The 23,156-nt window shown below is 33.1% G+C and carries 19 protein-coding genes; 9 read left to right on the forward strand and 10 right to left on the reverse strand.

Annotation, left to right across the window (positions count from 1 at the left end; translation table 11 throughout):
- Window positions 1-238: 238 nt before the first annotated feature.
- The 8 genes from KO515_RS04665 to KO515_RS04700 form a co-directional block, all read right to left on the reverse strand.
- Window positions 239-2,419: a LamG-like jellyroll fold domain-containing protein gene (locus KO515_RS04665; RefSeq protein ID WP_215935215.1), complete on the reverse strand. Its 2,181-nt coding sequence runs from the start codon at window positions 2,417-2,419 to the stop codon at window positions 239-241.
- A 104-nt stretch (window positions 2,420-2,523) separates the two neighbouring features.
- On the reverse strand, window positions 2,524-3,276 hold the full coding sequence (locus KO515_RS04670) for a LytR/AlgR family response regulator transcription factor (protein WP_215935216.1): 753 nt from the start codon (window positions 3,274-3,276) through the stop codon (window positions 2,524-2,526).
- Between the two features lie 10 nt (window positions 3,277-3,286).
- Window positions 3,287-6,223 (reverse strand): sensor histidine kinase, encoded by a 2,937-nt coding sequence (locus KO515_RS04675; RefSeq protein WP_215935217.1) that lies wholly within the window; start codon window positions 6,221-6,223, stop codon window positions 3,287-3,289.
- Between the two features lie 88 nt (window positions 6,224-6,311).
- The gene (locus tag KO515_RS04680; RefSeq protein ID WP_215935218.1) at window positions 6,312-7,292 is read right to left on the reverse strand and encodes an FAD:protein FMN transferase; all 981 of its coding nucleotides are present in this window, start codon (window positions 7,290-7,292) and stop codon (window positions 6,312-6,314) included.
- A gap of 58 nt (window positions 7,293-7,350) precedes the next feature.
- Window positions 7,351-7,728, reverse strand: a complete 378-nt coding sequence (locus KO515_RS04685) for a Na(+)-translocating NADH-quinone reductase subunit F (protein ID WP_215935219.1) — start codon at window positions 7,726-7,728, stop codon at window positions 7,351-7,353.
- 20 nt (window positions 7,729-7,748) lie between these two features.
- Complete coding sequence (locus KO515_RS04690; RefSeq protein ID WP_215935220.1) at window positions 7,749-8,615, reverse strand: DUF4846 domain-containing protein; 867 nt, start codon at window positions 8,613-8,615, stop codon at window positions 7,749-7,751.
- Window positions 8,616-8,663: 48 nt separating this feature from the next.
- Window positions 8,664-9,296, reverse strand: coding sequence for a response regulator (locus KO515_RS04695; protein ID WP_215935221.1), 633 nt, complete (start codon window positions 9,294-9,296; stop codon window positions 8,664-8,666).
- A 264-nt stretch (window positions 9,297-9,560) separates the two neighbouring features.
- A complete protein-coding gene (locus tag KO515_RS04700) occupies window positions 9,561-12,599 on the reverse strand; it encodes a sensor histidine kinase (protein WP_252723777.1) in 3,039 nt (1,012 codons plus the stop codon).
- A 135-nt stretch (window positions 12,600-12,734) separates the two neighbouring features.
- Between KO515_RS04700 and KO515_RS04705 the strand changes: the two genes are divergently transcribed.
- The 9 genes from KO515_RS04705 (at window position 12,735) to KO515_RS04745 (ending at window position 20,863) form a co-directional block, all read left to right on the forward strand.
- Window positions 12,735-13,373, forward strand: coding sequence for a DUF2306 domain-containing protein (locus KO515_RS04705; protein WP_215935222.1), 639 nt, complete (start codon window positions 12,735-12,737; stop codon window positions 13,371-13,373).
- A gap of 12 nt (window positions 13,374-13,385) precedes the next feature.
- Window positions 13,386-13,910 (forward strand): RidA family protein, encoded by a 525-nt coding sequence (locus KO515_RS04710; protein WP_252723778.1) that lies wholly within the window; start codon window positions 13,386-13,388, stop codon window positions 13,908-13,910.
- A gap of 26 nt (window positions 13,911-13,936) precedes the next feature.
- Entirely contained in the window at window positions 13,937-14,407 is a 471-nt protein-coding gene (locus KO515_RS04715; RefSeq protein WP_252723779.1) for a nuclear transport factor 2 family protein, read from the forward strand.
- Between the two features lie 38 nt (window positions 14,408-14,445).
- Window positions 14,446-16,260, forward strand: coding sequence for a DUF885 domain-containing protein (locus tag KO515_RS04720; RefSeq protein ID WP_215935224.1), 1,815 nt, complete (start codon window positions 14,446-14,448; stop codon window positions 16,258-16,260).
- A 27-nt stretch (window positions 16,261-16,287) separates the two neighbouring features.
- On the forward strand, window positions 16,288-17,547 hold the full coding sequence (locus KO515_RS04725; RefSeq protein WP_215935225.1) for a DUF418 domain-containing protein: 1,260 nt from the start codon (window positions 16,288-16,290) through the stop codon (window positions 17,545-17,547).
- 11 nt (window positions 17,548-17,558) lie between these two features.
- On the forward strand, window positions 17,559-18,305 hold the full coding sequence (locus KO515_RS04730) for a DUF6090 family protein (RefSeq protein WP_215935226.1): 747 nt from the start codon (window positions 17,559-17,561) through the stop codon (window positions 18,303-18,305).
- Between the two features lie 175 nt (window positions 18,306-18,480).
- A complete protein-coding gene (locus KO515_RS04735) occupies window positions 18,481-18,858 on the forward strand; it encodes a cupin domain-containing protein (protein WP_215935227.1) in 378 nt (125 codons plus the stop codon).
- Between the two features lie 117 nt (window positions 18,859-18,975).
- On the forward strand, window positions 18,976-20,469 hold the full coding sequence (locus tag KO515_RS04740; protein WP_215935228.1) for a sensor histidine kinase: 1,494 nt from the start codon (window positions 18,976-18,978) through the stop codon (window positions 20,467-20,469).
- Entirely contained in the window at window positions 20,462-20,863 is a 402-nt protein-coding gene (locus tag KO515_RS04745) for a response regulator (protein ID WP_215935229.1), read from the forward strand. Before KO515_RS04740 ends, KO515_RS04745 begins: the two co-directional genes overlap by 8 nt.
- Window positions 20,864-21,035: 172 nt before the next feature.
- Here KO515_RS04745 and nqrF read toward each other — a convergent pair whose 3' ends face one another.
- Both nqrF and nqrE read right to left on the reverse strand, forming a co-directional pair.
- Window positions 21,036-22,349 carry an NADH:ubiquinone reductase (Na(+)-transporting) subunit F gene (gene nqrF, locus KO515_RS04750; RefSeq protein ID WP_215935230.1) on the reverse strand — a complete coding sequence of 438 codons (1,314 nt, stop codon included), beginning with the start codon at window positions 22,347-22,349 and terminating at the stop codon, window positions 21,036-21,038.
- 8 nt (window positions 22,350-22,357) lie between these two features.
- Complete coding sequence (gene nqrE / locus KO515_RS04755) at window positions 22,358-23,104, reverse strand: NADH:ubiquinone reductase (Na(+)-transporting) subunit E (protein WP_215935231.1); 747 nt, start codon at window positions 23,102-23,104, stop codon at window positions 22,358-22,360.
- Window positions 23,105-23,156 lie beyond the last annotated feature (52 nt).

Below are 23,156 nucleotides of genomic sequence, written 5' to 3' on the forward strand. Positions count from 1 at the left end.
AAATATTGAAAAGGCCGCAGTTTCAACTTGTAGATTTAGGGCTGAATTTACAAATTAATCTATTGGACTTTATTTTTATTTAGTAAAAAGCACTTTTTGACTAATGAATGGTAAGTAAATCTTAAATAAACGACCTTCTCAGATTTAACCTAACACAACATCAATTCAGCTTTAATCTAAAAAAAAAGTTGAACTAAAATTAATTAGTCCAACTTTCTTCAATTGACTAATAGCACCTTTATTTCTTCACAAAGCGTTTAGTTGAAACGTTTCCGTTTTCATCTTCAATTTTAATTAAGAATATTCCGTTTGATAATCCTGAAACATCAATAGTTTTATTTTGAGTTCTTAAAACTTCAGCTCCTAAAACAGAATAAACTGATACTTGTTTTAAGTTTTGAGTCATTTCAATATTTAAAATTGAAGTGGTTGGATTAGGATATAATTTGATGTCATTTTCATGTAACACCACATCATTAATTCCTAAAGACGGATCGTATTCATAAGCACCACGATCTACTGTTGTATTAAAAATACGATTGTTAAATAATAAATCTGTAGTAATATCTGCTGGAATTAAACTATTATCACCACTATCAATGGATGAAGAACCAGCCGTTAATTTAAAATCTACATCTAAATTAGGGTCTGTAGAACTTGTTGCTGTAGTCCCTGTTATTAACGATAGTCCATCTTCATCCGTGTTATTCTTTACAATTCTACTAGCATTTGTATTGCCAAATCTCGTAGAATTTGTAGCTGTTCTACCAATAGCTTTTGCTAGTGTAGCGGTGTTATCTGTGTTAGCCCAAAATATATTATTAGCAACGGTAATAGTTCCCCACTCTCCATTATTTCTTGATATTTCTACTACAGGATAATCTCCACCACCACTACCGGCACTAATATTATTAACAAATGTATTATTTACTACATCTGCATTAAGCGTAACGCTAGTAAAATAAGCCCTCAAACGCAAGGCAGCTGCACCAACACCATTTCTGTTTTTTACGGCATCATTATCTGTGATATTAGATCTAAACAAAGTATTTGTTACCGTAATATTCATTGTTCCTACAGAACCAGAACGATGATAGTCGATACCTGAAGCTGCATTAGCTAAATTATTTTCTATAACACAAGCATCTACAATCATATTAGACTCTGAGGTTGTCGTTGTTAGCGCTAAACCAGCTCCTGTAAATGCTACATTATTTTTAATGACACTATTTTTTATCGTAAAATTAGCAACAGCAACTGCTTTAAAAAGTCCACCACCAAAACGGTCGTCACCAGATGTCGCATCTGCATTACCATCTTTAATGGTGACACCATCTACCGTTAAATTATTTGTCGTAATTTCTACAACGTGTGTACTATTATCATCTCTTGTAGAATCATTAAAATCTACTGCTGCACTATCATCTCCCAACAAGTCTCCGCTTAATATTGTTTCATTTGTAGTATGGATTAAACTCATATCTCTTTCAGATAAAGTAGCTTCAGTACCAGCAAAACCACCGTAAAGATTGGTATTTACTACAAAGCTTTCATTTCTATCAGAAGCGTGTGGCTTATAAGTTCCTTTAGCTACCCAAACTTGGTCATTTAAATCTGTAATCGCTAAAGCACTATGTAAATCTGTAAAAGCATCTGCCCAAGAAGTACCATCATTAGAACCTGTTGCACTTGCATCTACATAAAATATATCCGCTTCAGGTATATGTGCATAAATATCTTGAACCTCTGTAGCCGTTAATGTTCTATTAAAGATTTCTATATCATCAATGTTTCCATAATAATCATTTGATGAAACTCTAAATGTGGCATTATTATTTAAAAAAGGCTGATTAATACTTGAATCTATCCCATTAGAAAGTGTTGTATGCAAAGTCCCATCAATATAAATACTATTATCAAAAGCTATACCTGTAGCATCTCGTTTTGTGGTAAAAACGATATGATGCCATCCACCATTAAAAACAGATGAAAAGTTGGATTGAGAAGACTGATGCGATGTGTTTCCGTTTATAAAGTTTGCTACTAGTGTATTACTTGTTGTCGTTGTCATAGAAATTCCATCTCCTGAGCCGTTTGATTCGCGAATATCAAAAATTTCTTGAGCCGTTCCTGTAGGTGCAGAACCTGCAATCCAAAAACTAATACTAATTTCATCATTATAACCTGTAAGCGTATACCCATTTCTAGTAACTGCATTTGCTCTAATAGCATTATCTGCTCCACCAAAGCGATCTGGTCTTAGTGTCGGTGCTGTTCCAGATAAATCGCCATTTCCAGGATCTGCTACATTAATTAAACTTCCACCATTAAACGTATATTTTGCTACTGCGTCTGTTGGTACTTGTGCAATGGATAAACTACTTATAAAAAGTAGCATAAAAAGTAATCTTGTTGTCATAATAAATTTGGTTTTAATTGTTGTTAATGAACCAAATATCTATTATGATGCTTTAAAAAAAAGCAGTTAATTTCTGAAATGTACGTTTCAACTTCTAAAAAACGCTAACCTATATTCTGCACAATGGTTAAAAACTCATCTTTCTTATCTTTTGATATAGAGACGCTTTCATTATTGTCCATAATAATATAACCACCATCTTTTTTGCAGTATTCTTGAATGTACTTTAGATTAATGAGGTAAGAACGGTGTGGTCTATAGAACGTAGGAATGGACTCTAGTAAGGTTTCAAAATGTTTAAGCGGTTTGCTTATTAATAATTCGGAAGCATTATGAACACTTACTTTAGTGTACATGCCATCGGCTTTTAAAAGAATAATATCTTCAAAATTGATAAACTTTATACCATCTGCAACAGGAAGCCCTATTTTTTTGAAATTAGAAGATTTTAGACTTTTCTGAAGTTCTTCTAATTTTAAATTAATATGAGATTTCCCAATATTAGCTATCGCTTTTTCAATAGCGTCAACTAATTTATCTGCTCGCAATGGTTTTAATAAATAATCTACAGCTGAAAGTTCAAAGGCTTTAATGGCATATTCGCTATAAGCGGTTGTGAATATGATTTCAAAATTTGAAGTTGCACTATCAATAAAATCAAATATTTCTAAACCCGAATGCTCTGGCATTTCAATATCTAAAAACACAATTTTTGGTTGCTCTTTTTTAATAATGTCTACACCACTTATTAAATCTTCAGCCGTAAAAATAGATGTAATTTTAGAGCAGTTTTCTCTTATTAAAATTTCTAGTAATTTTCTAGCCTTTGGCTCATCATCTATAATTACTACGTTCATAATTCTAGGTTTAGGTTGTAAAAGGAATATTAATTTCTACTTGTGTTCCGGATGGTTGGTTATCTTCAAACAAATCTATTATAGTGACTCCGACTTGCTTTTGTTTACCATAATTTAATAATGCCAATCGGTCTTGAGTGGCTTTTGTTGCAAAGGATTTATGCTTTTTGTTTTTTCGTGCTTTAAACACTTCTGCCTTACCTCTACCAACACCATTATCTACAATGAGGCATTTCACTGTTTTTGTATTGTCATTAATAAAAAAATCTATCTTTAAAATACGGTCTGTTTTACGATGTAACAAACCATGCTTTAGTGCATTTTCTACGTAAGGCTGAATGAGCATTGTTGGAATATAAACTTCTCCTGTAGTTAAACTCCCAGAACTATTAATAGTATACTCTAGCTTATCTTCAAAACGTAATTTTTCTAACTCTAAATACATGTCAAGACAATCAATTTCTTCTTGAAGCGTAATACGTCCTTTGGTGCTATGGTTTAGGTATGTTCTGATTAAATCTGCAAATTTACCCAAGTATATACTTGCTAATATTTTTTGATTCAACACAATATATTCCTGAATGGAATTAAGCGCATTAAATATGAAATGCGGATTCATTTGAGACCGTAAATTTTCTAATTTCAAATTAATCAACTCATTGTCTAAGGACAGTTGCTTTATTTCTAATTGCCGTTGTTGCTCCTTTTGTTTTATTTTTCTTCGGAAGTATAAAACCGTCGATCCTAGTACTAAAAATGATAAGCCTGAAATAAACCACCATGTTTTCCAAAATGGTCTTTCAATAGAAAATTTAAGTTCTTTTATTGTGGCATCACTACTTTCAAAGTCAAGTATAGGTTTTACTTGAAAGGTGTAGCTTCCGGCAGGCAAGCTATTGTATTTAACGGAATTTATTCCTGTTTCTGTTGATACCCAATCGGTATTTAATCCTAATAAGCGATAGGTATATGTTCCCTTCTGATTAAATTGGAACCCATTAACATTAAATTCAATGTTAATTGTATTTTGATCGTAATCAAGGTCATAATTAGGTCTTACTTGTGTGGCTTCTTCATTAATTTCTATTTGACTAAAATAAACGTTATGCTGTATTGGTGTTTTAAATACTTTCTCTTTGTCAATTCTAAACAACCCTAAATTAGAAGAAAAAACAACCGTATTATCTAAAATTTCTATACCAGAAATATCATACGACACGATACCATCTCTTTTCGTTAAGGTTTTTATTTTTTTGGTTTCTGTTTCTAATAATTGTATGCCATTATCTGTGGCTATCCATAGCTTATTGCCATCTGCTTTAATGTTTTCAATACGGTTAGACACTAAACCATTTTCGGTTGTAAAATGAGACACCACTTTATCATGCGCTATACCATAAATCCCATCTTTAAATGTGGCGACCCAAACCATTCCATTTTTAGTTTTGGTAAGTGAAATTGCAAAAATAGATTGGTCATTATTCCTGATATGTTTAGGCTTCCAATCACAATCGTAAATTACTAAATCGTCTATAAAACCAATATAAGTGCTTTTGTATTCTGAATCATAAAATGAGGTAAATGTCCTTTTATTTGAAGAAATATCCTGACCTTTTTTATTGAAATTATTACTATCTAATAAGCGCACATCGGCATAGTTTGCAAATAATAGGTTTTCATTATTTATAATAGACAAACTCTTTGCTGCATGAAAATTATTAAAAGCAGTAACTTGTTTTGTTTTATTATCTAATAAAAAGCCATCATCATCTTTACTTATAAAAGTTAACTGTTCTTTTGCATGGTGTTTTATGGCTGAAACTCGCGCTGTTGATGGCAAATCTATAATATCTTCTGTATGATTTATGACATCATAAAAACCAACATCTCCTCTATTAGTTCCAAAAAACAAGGTGTTATCATCTATCTTTTCTAGACTACTTATATTACTATTTTCTTCCGAAATGTTTAAACGTTCTATATGAATATTAGGAATAACAAACACACCATTGTTCAGCGTCGTAAACCAGAAGTTATCATCTTTATCTTTTATAATTTTGGTAACATGATACCGTTGTAAAAACTGCTTTTCTAATTTAAATTTATCATTGTTATACGAGTACACTAAAACACCAGTATTCGTAGCGACCCATAACTGTCCATTATTTTCAAAATACGAGAGATATCGCTGATAGGAAAGCTCCTCGAAATCATGGATTTCAGTATATTGATTCTTATTTAAATCGAGCTTAAAAAAACGATTTTTTTCGCCATGTTCCCTTATAAAGAATAACATAGATCCTAACTTAAAGAGCTTTGATTTTTGATTAACATTGTATTTGCCATTCTTTTTAGGTTTTGGTAATTCGAACTTAAAAAGGTTTTCTTTTTTATAACCTTTGCTTAGTTTACATAAGTTATCGAACGACCCAAAAAAAATGTCATTATTATACTCAAAAGGTTCCCCAAAAGCAAGGGTAGTCTCATACGATGTGGTGACTTTCTTACTTAATAAATCGACATAATAAATCCTATATTTGGTAAAAACAATTAGAGTTTCTGGGGTCACTACAAAATTTGAAAGCTCCCCTTTAAGTTCCTTTCCAAGATCTATAAACGTCATAAGCTGATCATCCTCTACATAGAAGAATTGTCCGGAAATATTATTACACCAAATACGTCCCAAATGATCTTCTTTAGGTTCAAAAACAGATAAGCCTCTTTTTTCTTGGTTGCTGTAGTTTTTAAAGACTTTTCCATCATATCTAAAAAGCCCTTTATCTGCAGCTAACCAAATAAACCCTTTTCTGTCTTCTATAATATTATAGAATTCTTTGTCTGGCAAGCCATCTTTTTCTGTAAGGTGTACAGATACGGGCTCTTGTGCTTGCGTATAACCTAAGCACAATTGAAATAATATAAAAAAGAGAATTTTCTTCAGCATCATAATATTGTAGCTAAAACTACAACAAATTACAAACTGAAAGCCTATTAGCTTTTAAAAGTGGGTTTTTAACTGCTGAATGTCGTTTTTTCTAGTCAGGAAAGTTATTTAACGACACCGTTTCAAACTCGTTGTCATCATTCTCAAAAATAATAAACGCTTTTAATTCTGAATGTCTGTATAAAAATTCAGTTACCTTTTCAATGCCCATAGCTTGAAACGCTGTAGCATATGCATCTGCCGTCATACAATCTTCTGCCAATACAGAGACACTAAGAATATTTGTTTTTGAAGGATAGCCTGTTTTGGTATCAATAATGTGTGCATAGCGATTTCCGTTTTCATCGACTTTAAATTTGCGGTATGTTCCAGAAGTAGCCATCGCTTCATCTTGTAAAGGAATGACTTTAGAGTAGGATTGTTCACCTTCAAAATTAGGATCATCAATACCCACTTTCCAAGTTGATTGTTTTTCAAGATTAATGCCTCTTGCTCTTATTTCACCTCCTATTTCAACTAAATAATCAGTAACATTTTTACGTTCTAAAAATTCACCAATTACATCCACTCCGTAACCTTTGGCAATGGCATTGAAATCTAGATACGATGCTCCCGATTTTATAATTTTATTATCCCTTAAACCCATTCTATTAAAGCCAACTGCTTTCATTAAACCATCAATTGCCGTACTATCTATGTTTGTTATTTTTCCTTCTGGCCCAAAATCCCAAGCATTTACAACAGCTCCGATTGTTGGATCAAAAGCACCTTCCGTTGCTCTATAAATTTGTCTTGCATTATTAAAAACGCGTGTAAAATGTGCATCTACTTCAATAGCTTCCCCTTTATTTATTCTTGAAATTTTAGAATCAGGAATATAGGTTGACATGGATTGATTCACCACGTTAAAAAGGCTATCGAACTGTTTTTGGTAGTTCACATCATGTTCCGAATGGTATTGAACACTATACGACGTTCCAAAAACCGGACCTGATAATTTGATGTTTTTGGGTTCTTGTTGACAAGAAAAAAACAGTAATACAAGGCTAATTGAAAGTAAAATTTTATTCATATTAAAAACTAAAATCTTGGTGTTTTATTAATGAGATTCCTGCTTTCGCAGGAATTGGTCAATTTAAATTCATTTCTATAACTTGAATCCCATTATATTCAATGAGGTATTCTTCGTTTAAATAAAGCGGTAAATCTTCACCATCAGGATTTCCTAACCCTACGCCTGCATATAACACTTTAGCATCCTTTTCAAAAGCATGTTTCTTAAAGGTTTCCATCCAAACCACATCATAATTATTAGGGTTATCTGGTAAAATCACGGCACGGACTACCACAAAATAATATTGACTATTCTTATCGATACAAACAAATTGTGGATGGCGTTTTAACTTAGAATTAATAGCTACAAACTCGAAACCACGCGCCTCCAGGTCTTTACCAACATGGTTCATGGCGAGATTATGTATTTCTTGTGGTGTTAGTGGTTTACTCATATAGCAAAAATACAAACTTGCTATTTAAAACGCACAAATTTCGAACTACTAAACCTATAATTTGAAACAGAAATCGCCGTATCATCTTCGAGTTGATACCATGGTGAAATCGCTGCGTCTTCAAGATTCTTTACTAAATGTACACTTTGGGCTGGTGTATTGCCTTGACATAATAAATACAATTTTTCTCCTTGCGCGTTCACAACCTCATCTGCAACCATAACTATATGTCCTGGTGAACCTCCTTTGATGAGCATATCACCAATTTTTAAATTTTTCACTTTAACGGCTTCTAACTCATTGTACAACGATAACGTCCCAGAATACATATATATTAAATTCAGATATTTATAGAAGTTGCCTTTTGAAGTATTGGCACTTGCCGTTTTATGAAACGTGACTTTATTACCGTTAATTTTAGGTCTATACCCTTCAGCATATTTGGTCCAAGAACAATAATGCCCAGATGTAAAGTTAAAACCTATTTCGTTTTTTCTATTGTTATCCCACAGGTACTCGCTTCGTATTCTAATAAGTGCATCTGCACATTGTTGTAGACCATTTTTAGGAACCGGAATCTCTAAAATACCAATATGACCTCCTTGCCAGAAATAGTTGGTGTCATCGTAATTAATGATTTTACTTCCAAAAGCTTTTAATCTATAACGTCTAAGATAATCTTGAAAACTTCCTTTGGCATAATTGACACGTTTATAACCGTCAGGCATATTAACTCTAGACGCGATTGTTAGACTATCTTTATTAATAAGACTTGGTGTTTCAATACTTGATTTAACGATACTTACCACTTTTTTTACTGGTCTAAATTGAAACGCTAAAACAGCAAGTGATGTTAAGATCAAAATGGCGAGTAGAACTTTTTTCATACTTTTAATAACGACAAAAAAATCTGTTTTCGTATGGTAGAGTTTGAATTATAGTTCGTTATCGTAAGATTTCCGAATCAATTCGGCTTTACTATTAATTTCTAACGTTTTATAGATGTTCTTAATGTGTGTACGAACCGTATCGATGGAAACAAACAAATCATTGGCAATCATTTTGTAGCTTTTACCATCTACTATACCAGCTACAATGTCTTTTTGTCTTGGCGTTAGCAAATTGCTTTTATGCTGTTTTGGTGCAAAGGTATTCACTATTTTTCTCGCAATAGAAGGAGACATGTAAGAACCACCTTTGCTCACTACTTCTATAGCTTCCTTAATTTTTTTAAGTGGTGTTTTTTTCGATAAATACGAACAAGCTCCGGCACACAAGGCTTTATAAATACTATCATTATCTTCAAAAGTCGTCAGCATAATAATATCAACTTTTGGAAGTTCGTTTAAGAGTAATGGAATCCCATCAATACCTGACATACCTAATAGGTTAATATCAAGAAGAATTATCTTTGGTAAAGTTTCAAGTGATTTAATTGACGTTAAAAAATCTTCAACCGAAGACGATATCTGCACACAATCAATCTCAGATTGGGCATCAAAAAAGTCGTTCAGGCTTTCCTGAATTAACGTATCATCTTCTACAATCCCTAGATTAATTTTACTCATTTTTTATTGGCGAAAGGCTTATATGTTATCACTATTTTAAAAGCTATACATGTGATAATTCTTCATTAGTAAAGTTATGGTTTTAGAAATTCTCTACAATCACATTATGATGTGATTTTACTTTTACAGATTATTAGATATTCTATATAGTTTCCCTTTTGATATATTTTAAAAAACACCCCTAAAGTCCCCTCAAGGGGACAATCTACTTAAATAAAAATTATACTATGATTTCAATTCTGCAGTTATAATAATGTAAAAAAATCACATATTAAAAGGTAAATGTAATTCAACGCAAAATCCATTTTCTCTTTTAAATACTATATCTCCTTTTAACTTTTCTGCTCGCATTACCATATTAGATAAGCCTAAACCGGTTGACTTATAACTCTCCTTTTTACTGCCGTTGTCTTTAATGGTAAACTCACACCCCTTGAACGTATTAGTTAAAGCTATTTTTACATGTGTAGCATCAGAATGTCTTAAAATATTAGTGATGGCTTCTTTATATATTAAAAATAAAGCCTGCTTAGTCTGTGCTATTAAACGTCTATTAGGATTTCTAATACTTGAGCTAACAATTTGAAACGTGATGTCTTTTGGCAACAATAATTCTTCCGCCAACTCATGCATACGTTCAATTAAATCGTTAACCGTTTCACGCCTACTATCAATACTCCATACCAGATCTCGCATCTGTGAAATCGCATTTCTGCTAATTCCTGCAATCTTTTGAAGTTTCAATTTATCGGCTTCACTGGCATTAATTTCCATAAGTTCGGTTTGCATGGCTAAACCAGACAACAGTGACCCAACATCGTCGTGTAAATCACTAGATATTTTAGTCCGAAGGCGTTCCATGGCCATAGCCTGTTTAAATCGATACCTAAAAATGGAAGACATGATAGCTATAACTGCTAATATCGCCAATGCTATAAACCACCATTTTTTATAAAATATTTGTTTAACTGTAATCGGTATGGACAAAATTGAAGGACTTTCATTTCCTCTTGAATCTTTACCTTTTACGTTTAATACGTAATCTCCTGCCGGCAATTTGTTATATCGGATTGAAGAACTATTTCCATGATAAAACCAACGATTTTCAAAACCTTCTAATTTTGTACTATATGTATTTTTATTATTTTGAAAATAGCTTGGCATTGTCCAGTTGACCTCAAAATATTGATCGTAAGGTGAAATTTCTAAAGTTGATAATTTAGTTTGATTAAAATCAGTTTTAAAATCAGTTTTAGTTTTGCTATTGTAACCTGAAAACTCTGTAAATCGCATATTTGGTGTCTCAGATTGCTTTAGAACTTCGTTTGGTTTAAACTTATTCAATCCGTTCATGCCGCCAAAGTAAAAATTCCCATTACTATCTTTATAGAACGACGAATAGTTAAATTCAAAATGTGTGAGTCCATCTTCAGCATAAAAATTCTGAAACACTTCTGTGGTTGGGTTAAAATAGCATAAACCATTGTAAGTACTAATCCACATATTTTGATTATCGTCAAATAAAAAACCAACAACATTATTATCTGGCAAACCATTATTTTTAGTAAAAGTTTTTATCGTTTTTCCATCTGCTGATAAGTAATTTAGACCACCACCATAGGTGCCAATCCATATATTCCCTTCTAAATCTTCATCAACAGCCAGAATATAATTTCGTGAAATTCTCGGATTAGTGTCTTTAGAAAACTGGGTTTCAACACCTCCATTCATATTAACTTTTAGCAAGCCATCACTGCGTGTACCAATCCATATAACATCATCTGTTTTACTTTCTTTAAAGAATCTAAAATCAGCAAAATCATTTTCTATATTCTTATTTTCAAATGGCATACTATACGCTTCAGTTTCAGGATCAAATAATATAAGTTGCGACAAACTCTGTCCAAATAATAATTTTCCATTTCTGAGTTTTATTATTGGATTTTGACTCCTTAAGTCTATGCTAGATTTAAACTCATCATAAATCTTAGTTGCTCCAGTTTCTAGATTAATTTTCATTAAGCCCAGACCTAAAGTGAATGCATTTTTTTTATTTTCATCCAGCGCATAAAAAATGGACACATATTGCGAAATCTCTAATGCGTTTTTTTCAAGATTTAGATGTAGTGTGTCAATTTTACCCGCAATAGTTTTGAATAGAATTTTGTTTTGACTTTCAGATTTAACATAGATAGTTCCATTGGCATCTTCAAAAATACCACGCATTGTATTTCCCCATCCCTGGTTCTTAGATGCGAATACGCTTGTAAACAGCCCATCTTCTATACGTATTTTAAATAAACCATTGTCTGTTGCGACCCAAAGTAGTTTGTTAGCATCAATAAAAAGCATATTGATTTTTGAATATTCTAATGTAGACCTCAACTGTTGTGTATAATCCTTAAAAACCCCATTTGTGTCCATGCGAAATAGATCCGTATCACCAGAAAACCAAATCTGATCTTCATCGTCTTGTATGCCTTGGTAAAATAGTACACCGTTATTAAGTATGTGTTTTGAACTTAAACCATCCTCACTTAAAGTAAAAATCCCAAATTCTTTTTGAGAAAAAAAGTACTGTTTATTATTTTTATCAAAATATGAAAGCGTAAAATTAGAGATATTCCCTTGCCAATTAAAAGTCGATAATTTATAGGTGTCTAACAGTTCACCATTGGCATTAAACTTAAAAGAACCTTGATCTAAATTTAGTATAATGTGTCCTTTTCTGTCTTTAGTTAACGTACTGTTACCACTTTGAATTCTTGATACTGTGGCCTTAACTTCAAATTTGTCGTTAATCAATTTTTGAAGATAATGTTTGGCTTCATCTTTGTTTGCTGTGAGATAGTCTTCTGTCTTTATCCAAATACTACCATCTTCAGTTCTAAGTAAATTTACAACGTCTCCTTTGATACCGTGAGAACCATTAAATGCAGTAACTTTATTTGTGGTTAAATCTAAATTATACAATTTTAAATTCGCAAAAAACCATAATATATTAGCTGTGTCATCAATTTCTATATTATCTCCAATTTGCTCATTTTCAATATAAAAAGGATTAGTTCTATCAGAATTATAGACCTTAAAATTATTACCATCATATCGTATTAAGCCGACTTCCGTACCAAACCACATCATTTGATTTTTATCCTGAGCCATACAAGTAATGGATCTAAAGGGCAAGCCATCATCTGTAGTAAGCACATCAATTTGCGAAGGATTTTGAGCATACACACTATAGCATACAAAGAGTAAGCTCATTTGCAGAACAAAAGTGCTCAGTGTTTTAAAGGAATTCAAAATAATGGTTTAATTAATAGCTAAGTCTCAAATATACAAAATGTTAGCACTAAATTTCACATTAAGATGTGATTGATAACCTTGGTTTAACCTTATATCTTGCCAATAGCTATTAATTACTGATTCTAATAAATAATGGATTCATCTAACAATAAAAATGCATTACATAGATATACATTAAAAGTTCTGGCAATACTAACAGGAATAATAACGATTTACTACGTAATTACTACAGCATTCCCCATGCTAATCCCAACTGAAGTAGTTTACGGCTCGTATTACTTCTCGAGAGTGTATTGGGTATTTCCACATATTGTTTTGGGGATAATCGCAACTATAATTGGGCCTTTTCAATTTATGCCAAAAATTCGAAATAAATATCTCAAAATCCATAGGCAATTAGGCCGTGTTTATATGATGTCTACTGTTTTATCAGGAATATCTGGTATGTATATGGTGGTTACTTCTGATGTTAATTTACCATATGCCGTTGGCTGGTTTATGCTTGGCGTTGCGTGGTCAACGTCTTCCATAATGGCATTTATTTCTATAAAGAACCGAAAAATAGACCTACATAAAGAGTGGATGATTAGAAGTTACGTCATTACGCTAGCTTTCGTCACATTCAGATTTGTATACGATATTATAAGGTCATTTGATATTGGAACATGGGAAGAAGTTCAAGTTTTAATGAGTTGGGCCTGTTGGGCGATACCCTTATTTATTGCCGAAGTTTTTATACAAGGAAGAAAGATAAAAAGAAATAACCAATAAACACTAATCAAAATGAACACATCAAAATTATTTACAAGTCTACTATTATTTTTTATTTCAGCATCATTTTTTAATTGTGAAGAAAAAGTCACTACAGAAATCACAAAAGAAAAAACGGAAACCATTGCACACAATCAAGTAAACGAAACACCAGAATACTTCCTGCTAAGACCCGAAGTTGAAAAAGCCTATGGCTATTCGCATGCTGTAAAAATCGGCAATTCTATTAAAATTTCTGGAGCTGTAAGTATGGATGATGAAGGGAACCCAACAGCGGTTGGCGATTTGGCACAACAAATGAAAAATTGCTATGCTGATTTAGAAAAAATCTTAAAACATTATGGATGCACATTTGATGATGTAGTGAAAGAAGATGTCTTTACAACGGATATGCCAAAATTTTTAGAAGCCGCAGCCTACAGAACTGAAATTTATAAAACCCAATTCCCTACTGGTTCTTGGCTTGGTGTAACAGAACTAGCAGTACCAGAATTTATGATAGAGATTGAATTGGAAGTGCATAAATCAATATATTAATTAATAAACCATTACACATGAAAACTATGAAACGAATATTAGCCACAATGTTCCTTATTGCCATTAATTTAAATGGATTTGCACAAGACACAAAAACCGATACCATTAATTTAATAGTAATCGATAGTCTTTACCAAGCGTTTGCAAAAGGAGACATTCCAACCGTACTTGGTTTAATAGATGAAAAAATTGTATGGAACGAAGCTGAAGGAAATTCCTTGGCTGATGGTAATCCATACATTGGTCCAGAAGCTGTCTTAAATGGTGTATTTGCACGAATTGGCCCTTTGTATAAATCATTCGCAGTAAAAGATGTAAATCTACATGAGATGAGTAATAATCAAGTATTGGCAACTTTGCGCTACGAAATTGTCTCTAAAAATGATGAAAGTTATTCTGTACAAGTAGCGCATCATTACACACTTAAAGACGGAAAAATAATTCAGTTTCAGCAATATGCAGATACTAAGAAGTTGGCAGATGCTGAGAAAATTTAATTCAAATAATTTTAAATCAATTACAAAATGAAAAAATCATGAAGAACATCTTATTAATTCTAAGCTTAGCTTTATGTCTTATAACTGTTAAGCAAGGACACGCCCAAAACACAAAATTACCTAATGGTAATATTACTGAAAAACTAAGCTACATTAAGGATAGTAAAAATTTTAGTAGCGAAAGTAAACGTTTAAAGCTGCTATTCGAAGTCTATACCGAAAGTCAATTAGAAGCATCTCCTGTAACGGCTACATTTTTTGGAAAACCGGGATACAACCATTTATGGGATGATGTTTCACCTGAAGGCACAAAAAAAGACTTAGCGGTATTAAAGATTTTTAACGACTCTAAAGACTGGTTTAATCTTGAAAATTTAACGGAAGAAGATAAAGTCAACTTCAGCATCTTTAATCGCTCTGTTGGCGACCAATATGCTTTAAATAGCCAGTTTCCAGAACAATATTTAATAATAGACCAAATTCAGGGCATTCATTCGTACATACCTGCAATTATTCAAATGATGCCAACGAATTCGCCAAAGGCATTGGAAGATATTATAGCAAGACTTGAGGGTATTTCAGAACTTTTAAAAAACGTTGAAATAACCTTGTCAGAAGGCATAGAAAAAGGAATTGTGATGCCACGAACTACAGTTGTTCAAGTTCCCGAACAATTAAAAAGCATGATAGCTGAAACTCCTGAAGAAAGCATTTTTTACACACCATTTATCAACTTAGAAGGACATGATGCCTTCAAAGAGAAGGCTAAAACTATCATTACCAAAAGTGTTAACCCAGCTTTTGATAAGTTCAAAGTTTTCATGACCGACACCTATTTACCAAACACTAGAGAAAGCTATGGCCTAGGTGAATTACCCAATGGAACGGCATGGTACAATGCGCAAATAAAGTTTCATACCACCACAAATAAGACCGCTCAGGAAATCCACGATATCGGCCTATCAGAAGTAGCAAGAATATTGGTTGAGATGGAAAAGGTGAAATCAGACACAGGCTTCAAAGGAGACTTAAATGCATTTAATACTTTTCTAAAAGAAGACCCTCAGTTTTATTTTGACACGCCTGAGGAATTGCTTTCGGCTTATCGTGATATTTGCAAAAAAATAGATCCTGTCTTGCCCCAACTTTTTGGGAAACTACCAAGACTTCCGTATGGTGTAAAAAAAGTGCCAGCTTATTCAGAGCAAGCGACTACAACGGCGTATTATAATCCAGGTTCTCTGCAATCTGGTGTAGCAGGCTATTTCTATGCGAATACTTATAAACTAGAATCGAGACCTAAATGGGAAATGGAAGCCTTAACTATTCATGAAGCGGTTCCTGGTCATCACTTACAGATTTCACTTGCTCAAGAACTAGAAAATGTTCCAGAGTTTAGAACCATGCTTGGGTTTACGGCATTTATTGAAGGTTGGGGACTGTATTCTGAAAGTCTGGGTCCAGAACTCGGCATGTATCAAGATCTGTATTCTAAATACGGGCAATTGACTTATGAAATGTGGCGTGCCATGAGATTGGTAGTTGATACCGGCATCCATGCCTTTGGGTGGATAAGACAAGAAGCTATCGACTATTTTAAAGAGAATTCTGGTAAAAACGAAAACGACATTTCGGTTGAAGTTGATAGGTATATTGCTTGGCCTGGACAAGCTCTAGCTTACAAAATTGGCGAACTAAAAATAAAAGAACTTAGAAAAAAGTCGGAAGACATCCTAAAAGATCAGTTTGATATCAGGGCATTTCATGATGTTGTTTTGGGTAGTGGAACGATTCCTTTAAACGTGCTAGAAGACAATATAAATCAATGGATAAATAATCAGAAAAACAACTGAGAACAAATAATTGAAAAAAGATAAACTATGATAGAAACTACCAACCAAAACCATACTATTCCTATACAACAAAACCAGCGCATTCATTTTTTAGATGTCCTTCGCGGCATTGCCATACAGTGCATTTTTATGGCTAACATCGTTTATTTTTCAGGACTTTTCTTTTTCTCAGAAAGTTATAGGGATCCGGCTTTTGTATGTCCTTCTGATGGGGTTTTGGGATTTATCTCCTTTTTGTTAATTGATGGTAAATTCTATTCTATTTTTTCCCTACTCTTCGGTATTGGCTGCTTTGTACAATACTATAAACTAAGTAGTCAAAACAAGCCTTTTGCTCCATTTTTTGCTAAACGTATGTTCTGGCTAATGGTTTTTGGTTTAATTCATTTAATAGGATTTTGGCTCGGTGATATCTTAACACTCTATGCGCTTTTAGGCTTTGCTATAATTCCATTCATCAACGTTTCAGATAAGAAATTATTGATGTTTGCCACCATTCTCATCCTTCTACCTATTTTAAATTGGTTCATTATTTCGTACTTCGGCATAAATTATCCTGATGTTTTTCATCAAAAAAGCATAGATTCATGGCAAAACTACGGCTTCCCTCAAGTAGAGTGGGATGGTAAACTTTGGAATGATGTGGAATTTGAATTAACCAATAAAGACTGGTCTGCTTTTTTTAAAATGAACCTTGGTAATTCATGGATACGCTTGTCAATGATTCTCGAAGAAGGTCGTATTTTTAAAGTTTTTGGAATTTTTCTTATCGGTCTTTGGGCTGGACGTAAAATACTGAATGAAAATCTTTTACAAAATGTAAATCTTCTAAAAAAAATAGCGCTTTACGGTTTACTTCTAGGTTTACCTATGAGCGGCTGGAGAGCCTACCTTCTATTTTTAGGGGAACAAAATCAAATCAACAGCTTTCTTAACACGCTAAGCTATGCTTTGGGCACTGTACCAACCGCATTAGGTTATGCGGCATTAATTGCATTACTTTTTAGAAAAAAACCCAAGCTATTGATGTGGCTTGCTCCCGCTGGAAAAATGGCTTTCACTAATTATATCTTACACACTATTTTTGGCATCACCTTTTTTTATGGTATTGGTTTCGGATGGGCTGGTAAAATGGGATTTACCATGATAACACTTATTGCCATCGCCTATTTTCTGCTTCAGGTTGTATTTAGCACCTTATATCTCAATTATTTTAAATATGGTCCATTAGAATGGCTTTGGAGGCAATTAACTTACGGTAAGTTTTTAAAGATTAGAAAATCATAACTAATTAAATTATGATAAAATTCTTCAGACATATTCGTCAAAACATGATTAAAGAAAACAGAACTTCAAAATATCTGCTTTACGCCATTGGTGAAATCATCCTCGTGGTTATTGGGATTCTCATTGCGCTTCAAATTAACAATTGGAACCAAGACTTAGCCAACAAAAAAGAGGAGCAAACAATCATAAAAAACCTAAACTTAGAATTTAAAAAAAACATAATAAGTGTTCAGGAGTATATTAAACACCACAAAACCATTTTATCTGATACAAGAGTCCTTATGGATTTAGTAGGAGAGCCCGAAGAGGTCCTAAACAAATTCAATCTCGATAGTCTCTTAGCACAATCCATCAATTATTGGAGTTATAAGCCAAGTCAATCGGTAGTTTTAGATGTCATTTCTTCTGGTAAGCTTAACTTAATTTCTTCAGATTCATTGCGACTGCAATTTTTTGAATGGTCTAGTAATTTAGAAAAAAACGAAGAAAATTATAACACATTGGATGAAATTAATCAATCCATTGTGTTAACATATCTCACAAAGCATGCCTCGTTAAAAAACATAGATAACTATGGGATTTTGGAGTGGAATAAAAAATCAAAACTCAAACAATCCAATTACAAAATGTTCCAAGATATTGAATTTGAAAATGTGATGGATAATCAAGCTTGGGATATAAAAAATTATATACTGTCACTTGAAAATCTTGAACATACCATGGCTAGAATCATTGCCGAAACTAATAGTGAATTATAATTTCATATGATAAAATTTTTTACAATCTGATTATGGTATTGAAAATAACAATAGTTTTAGATGTCTTGAAATCACATTAAAAAAGCATACTATTATAATACTATGCTATTTCTAAATCTAAACAAAGCGATAGCTAATCCTATTGAAATTCTTATCTTGCTTTCAAATAAAATGAATGAAAAACAAAACTTGTTTTAAACTTGTTTTCCTTATCGCCATAGGTCTTTCGAGCTGTAAAAACAAACATCCATTACCAGACCCCTTAGAAGCAGGTTGGAGAGGCCATGCAGTTTGCGAGGTTTTAGAAGATAATAAAGAACTAAGAGTGCTTAAATGCACTTTTGAACCTGGCGTTGGGCACGAGAAACACTACCACAATCCACATGTTGGTTATACTTTAGTTGGAGGAAGATTCAGAATAACAGACGATACAGGAACTCGCGAAGTAGATGTGCCGACTGGTTATATGTTTAGTAAAGATTCGATTACGTCTCACGAGGTTCTAAATATTGGAGAAACCACCTCAGTTTATTTGATTATGGAATACAAATAACGTATTAATTTTCTTACTTAAAACATTTGCTCAACGTCAAAAACCACAGCTAAATCTCTAAGAGTCAAATTTAAAAGTTACATTTGCACTACTTGAATCCCATTTACCCTACATATTTTGTACACTCCTGAAGAAAACACGCCTCAAAACAACAAGGTGTCATTGCTAAATTTTATTGAAAAACATGCTGCTATTGGCACATGGGAATTTAACACCAAACTTGAAAAAATTACATGGAGTTCTCAGACAAAAAAAATCCATGAAGTTCCTTTAGACTATGAACCTAATATTGAACTTGCGCTTTCATTTTACAAAAACGGTGATAACTTAAATAAAATCACTAAAGTATTTACCGATTGTATTGAAAAGCATGAAGACTATGATATCGAAGTGCAAATAGTTACTGCAACAGGAAAAGATAAATGGGTAAGAGCCATTGGCACAGCAATAATTGAAAATAATGAATGTATAAAGGTTCAAGGCTTATTTCAAGATATTGATAAAAAAACAAAAGATGCTTATGCACTAGCATTTAAAGAACAGCAACTGAGAAAAACATTTGAAACCGCTTTAATTGGCATGGCTATTCTAGATTTAGAAGGCAACTGGATTGATGTGAATAAAAGCTTGTGTCAAACCTTTGGTTACACTAAAGATGAATTTAGATCGCACTCGTTTAAAGATATCACACATCCTGAAGATTTTCGTAAAGGACAACGAGCTATGATAGACATGCTTAATGGCAAACTCGACCATCATGAAACTGAAAAACGCTATATAAATAAAAAAGGTGAAATCATTTGGACACAATTATTCACGTCAATTGTGCGAGATAGTAATAATCAACCACAGCATTTCGTAGCTCAAATCAATGACCTCACTGAAATAAAGAAAAGCACTGAAAAAGTTTCACAATTATTAGTGACTACTGAAGACCAAAATAAACGATTATTGAATTTTGCACATATTGTTTCTCATAATTTAAGATCGCATTACGGTAATTTAGATATGCTGCTCGATATTGTAAAAATGGATTTACCGGAAACCACGGAGAACGAATTATTTCCATTAATAGAGCAGGCTGTTAGTAACCTAGGAGATACTGTAGTTCACTTAAACGAGGTTGCTGCTATCAATATTCAAAAAGATTTAAAAACCGAACCATTAAATTTATTAGATAGTTTTAATAAAGCAATGTCAAGTATTTCCGCACTTATTTTAGATTCTAAAACCTCGGTTTCCATCGCTATCGAACCAGATATCCATGTTAAAGGTGTTCCAGCCTATTTAGATAGCGTATTATTGAATTTTTTAACGAATGCTATAAAATATAAAAAGCCAAATGAACCCGCTAAAATTGAAATAAAAACTAGCGCTAACACTGATTTTATAATCTTAGAAATTACAGATCATGGTCAAGGTATTGATTTAAAAAAATATGGTGATAAATTATTTGGTATGTATAAAACATTCCATCAACATGAAGATTCTACAGGTATAGGACTATTTATAACAAAAAATCAAGTGGAAGCCATTGGAGGAAAAATTGAAGTTAAAAGTAAAGTTAATGAAGGTACAACCTTCTATATCCATTTAAAAAAACATGACTAAAATAGACGTAGCTTGTATTATTGATGATGACCCCATTTTTATTTTTGGAGCCAAACGAATGATGGAACTCTCAGAATTCTGCAATTCATTTATGGTTTTTAAGAATGGACAAGAGGCTTTAAATAATTTAAAACCGATAATGAACACAGAAGAAGTACTTCCTGATGTGATATTATTAGATATTAACATGCCCATTATGGATGGTTGGGAATTCCTAGATGAATTTATCAAGATTAAAAGCCATAAAATGGTTACGATTTATATTGTAAGTTCATCTATTAATCCAATAGACTTAAATCGTGCCAAACGCTATGAAAATGTATCTAATTACATTCTAAAACCTATATCTCTTAATAGCCTAAAAGGAATTCTAGCAGAAGTCACTGACGCATAAGCACAGTAAAAGCAAGGACGTGACGTGAAGCATTACATGTACAATAATACTTTACTAACCATTAGGTCTAGCAGGTATTTAAACTAGAAACCAAATAACCTCAATTAAAAAGCCAATACTTTAATAAAGTATTGGCTTTTTCTATATGTAATGATTGTTAACTAAGGGTATATTAACCTCCAAAGTCATCAAATCTAATATGCTCATCAGGGATTCCGAAATCCTCACCCATTTTCTGAACGGCTTGGTTCATTAACGGTGGTCCACAGAAGTATAATTCAATGTCTTCTGGTGCTTCATGATGATTTAAATAGTTTTCAATAACACAGTTGTGAATGAATCCTACAAACCCATCTCCTTCTTCATCGTGAATATCTTTTTTCACTTTCCAATTGTCACTTTCCAATGGTTCAGATAATGCCAAATAGAATTTAAAGTTCGGGAAATCTTTTTCTAAAGCTCTAAAGTAATGGATGTAAAACAATTCCGCTTTAGAACGTCCACCGTACCAATATGTTACTTTACGACCTGTTTTAATAGTTCTAAACAATTCGTATAAATGAGAACGCATCGGTGCCATTCCTGCTCCACCACCAACGTATAACATTTCTGAGTCAGAGTCATTGATAAAGAACTCACCATACGGTCCTGAAATAGTCACTTTATCACCAACTTTCTGATTAAAAATATAAGACGAAGCTACACCTGGATTAACGTCCATCCAACCGCCTTTAGCGCGATCAAAAGGTGGTGTTGCCACACGTACGTTAAGCATGATTCGTCTTCCTTCAGCAGGATAAGAAGCCATAGAATACGCTCTTTCCACAAGTTCGTCGTTCTTCATCACTAAAGGCCACAAACCAAATTTTTCCCAGTCTGGTTTAAACTTATCTGGTTCACCTGGATGATCTTCAGGGTGAGCAGATACGTCCATATCTGCATATTTTATTTCACATGGTGGAATTTCAATTTGGATATAACCACCTGCTTTATAGTTCATGTCTTCAGGAATTTCAACAACAAATTCCTTAATAAATGTTGCTACGTTATAGTTAGAAACTACTGTTGCTTCCCATTTTTTAATACCAAAAACTTCTTCAGGAATAGTAATTTCCATATCCTGCTTCACTTTTACTTGGCAAGATAATCGTGCGCCATGTGCTAGTTCTTTTCTTGAAAAGTGCGGTGTTTCTGTAGGCAATGCTTCACCTCCACCTGATAACACGTGACATTCACATTGAATACACGTTCCACCTCCACCACAGGCCGATGGTAAGAATATTTTCTGGCTTCCTAATGTAGATAACAAAGTTCCTCCTGAATCAACTTCTATTTCACGTTCTCCATTAATAGTGATTTTTACTGGTCCTGATGGAGACAGTTTTTGTTTCACTACAAGTAAAAGCGCTACCAATAATAAAGTAACTACTAAAAACGCGACCACTGTAGTGATGACCGTTCCTATTGTGCTTGCTGCTAATACCATAATCCTTATTAATTTTTATCCGTATCGTTAGTTGTTTCCATAATGAGACTAGCTGTCTCATCCTTTGCATTATCGGTTGTAGTAGGCATTACCATACCAACAGTGTCTTTTTTAGTTTCTTCAGTCGCTTCTTCTTCACCTCCGGTTAGCATGCCACCAAAACTCATAAAACCAATGGCCATTAAGCCTGTAATTATAAATGTAATTCCCAACCCTCTCAACGGTGCTGGTACATTACTGTATCTAATTTTTTCTCTAATAGCTGCAATCGCTACAATGGCTAAAAACCATCCAATTCCTGAACCAATACCATAGTTAAGAGCTAAACCTAAGGTTTCTATTTCTCTTGATTGCATAAATAAAGACCCACCTAAAATCGCACAGTTTACTGCAATTAATGGTAAAAAAATACCGAGTGAATTATATAATGATGGAGAAAACTTCTCTACAATGATTTCAACTAACTGAACCATGGTTGCAATAGTCGCAATAAACATAATGAACGATAAGAAACCTAAGTCATAATCCGCATATTCAGGACCTAACCACGTTAAAGCTCCTTCTTGTAGTAGATATTGATCTAATAGCCAGTTTAAAGGTACTGTAATTGCTAATACAAAAATTACTGCAGCTCCTAAACCTACTGCTGTAGATACTTTTTTAGAGACAGCCAAGTAAGAACACATACCTAAGAAGTATGCAAAAACCATGTTGTCTACAAATATCGATTTGAAAAATAATTCTATATGTTCCATATATTTTGTTTTTAGTTGTTAGTCTTTAGTTGTTGGATATTGCTATCGACAA

It is taken from the genome of Winogradskyella psychrotolerans (genome assembly GCF_018860545.1).
Classification (GTDB): domain Bacteria; phylum Bacteroidota; class Bacteroidia; order Flavobacteriales; family Flavobacteriaceae; genus Winogradskyella; species Winogradskyella psychrotolerans_A.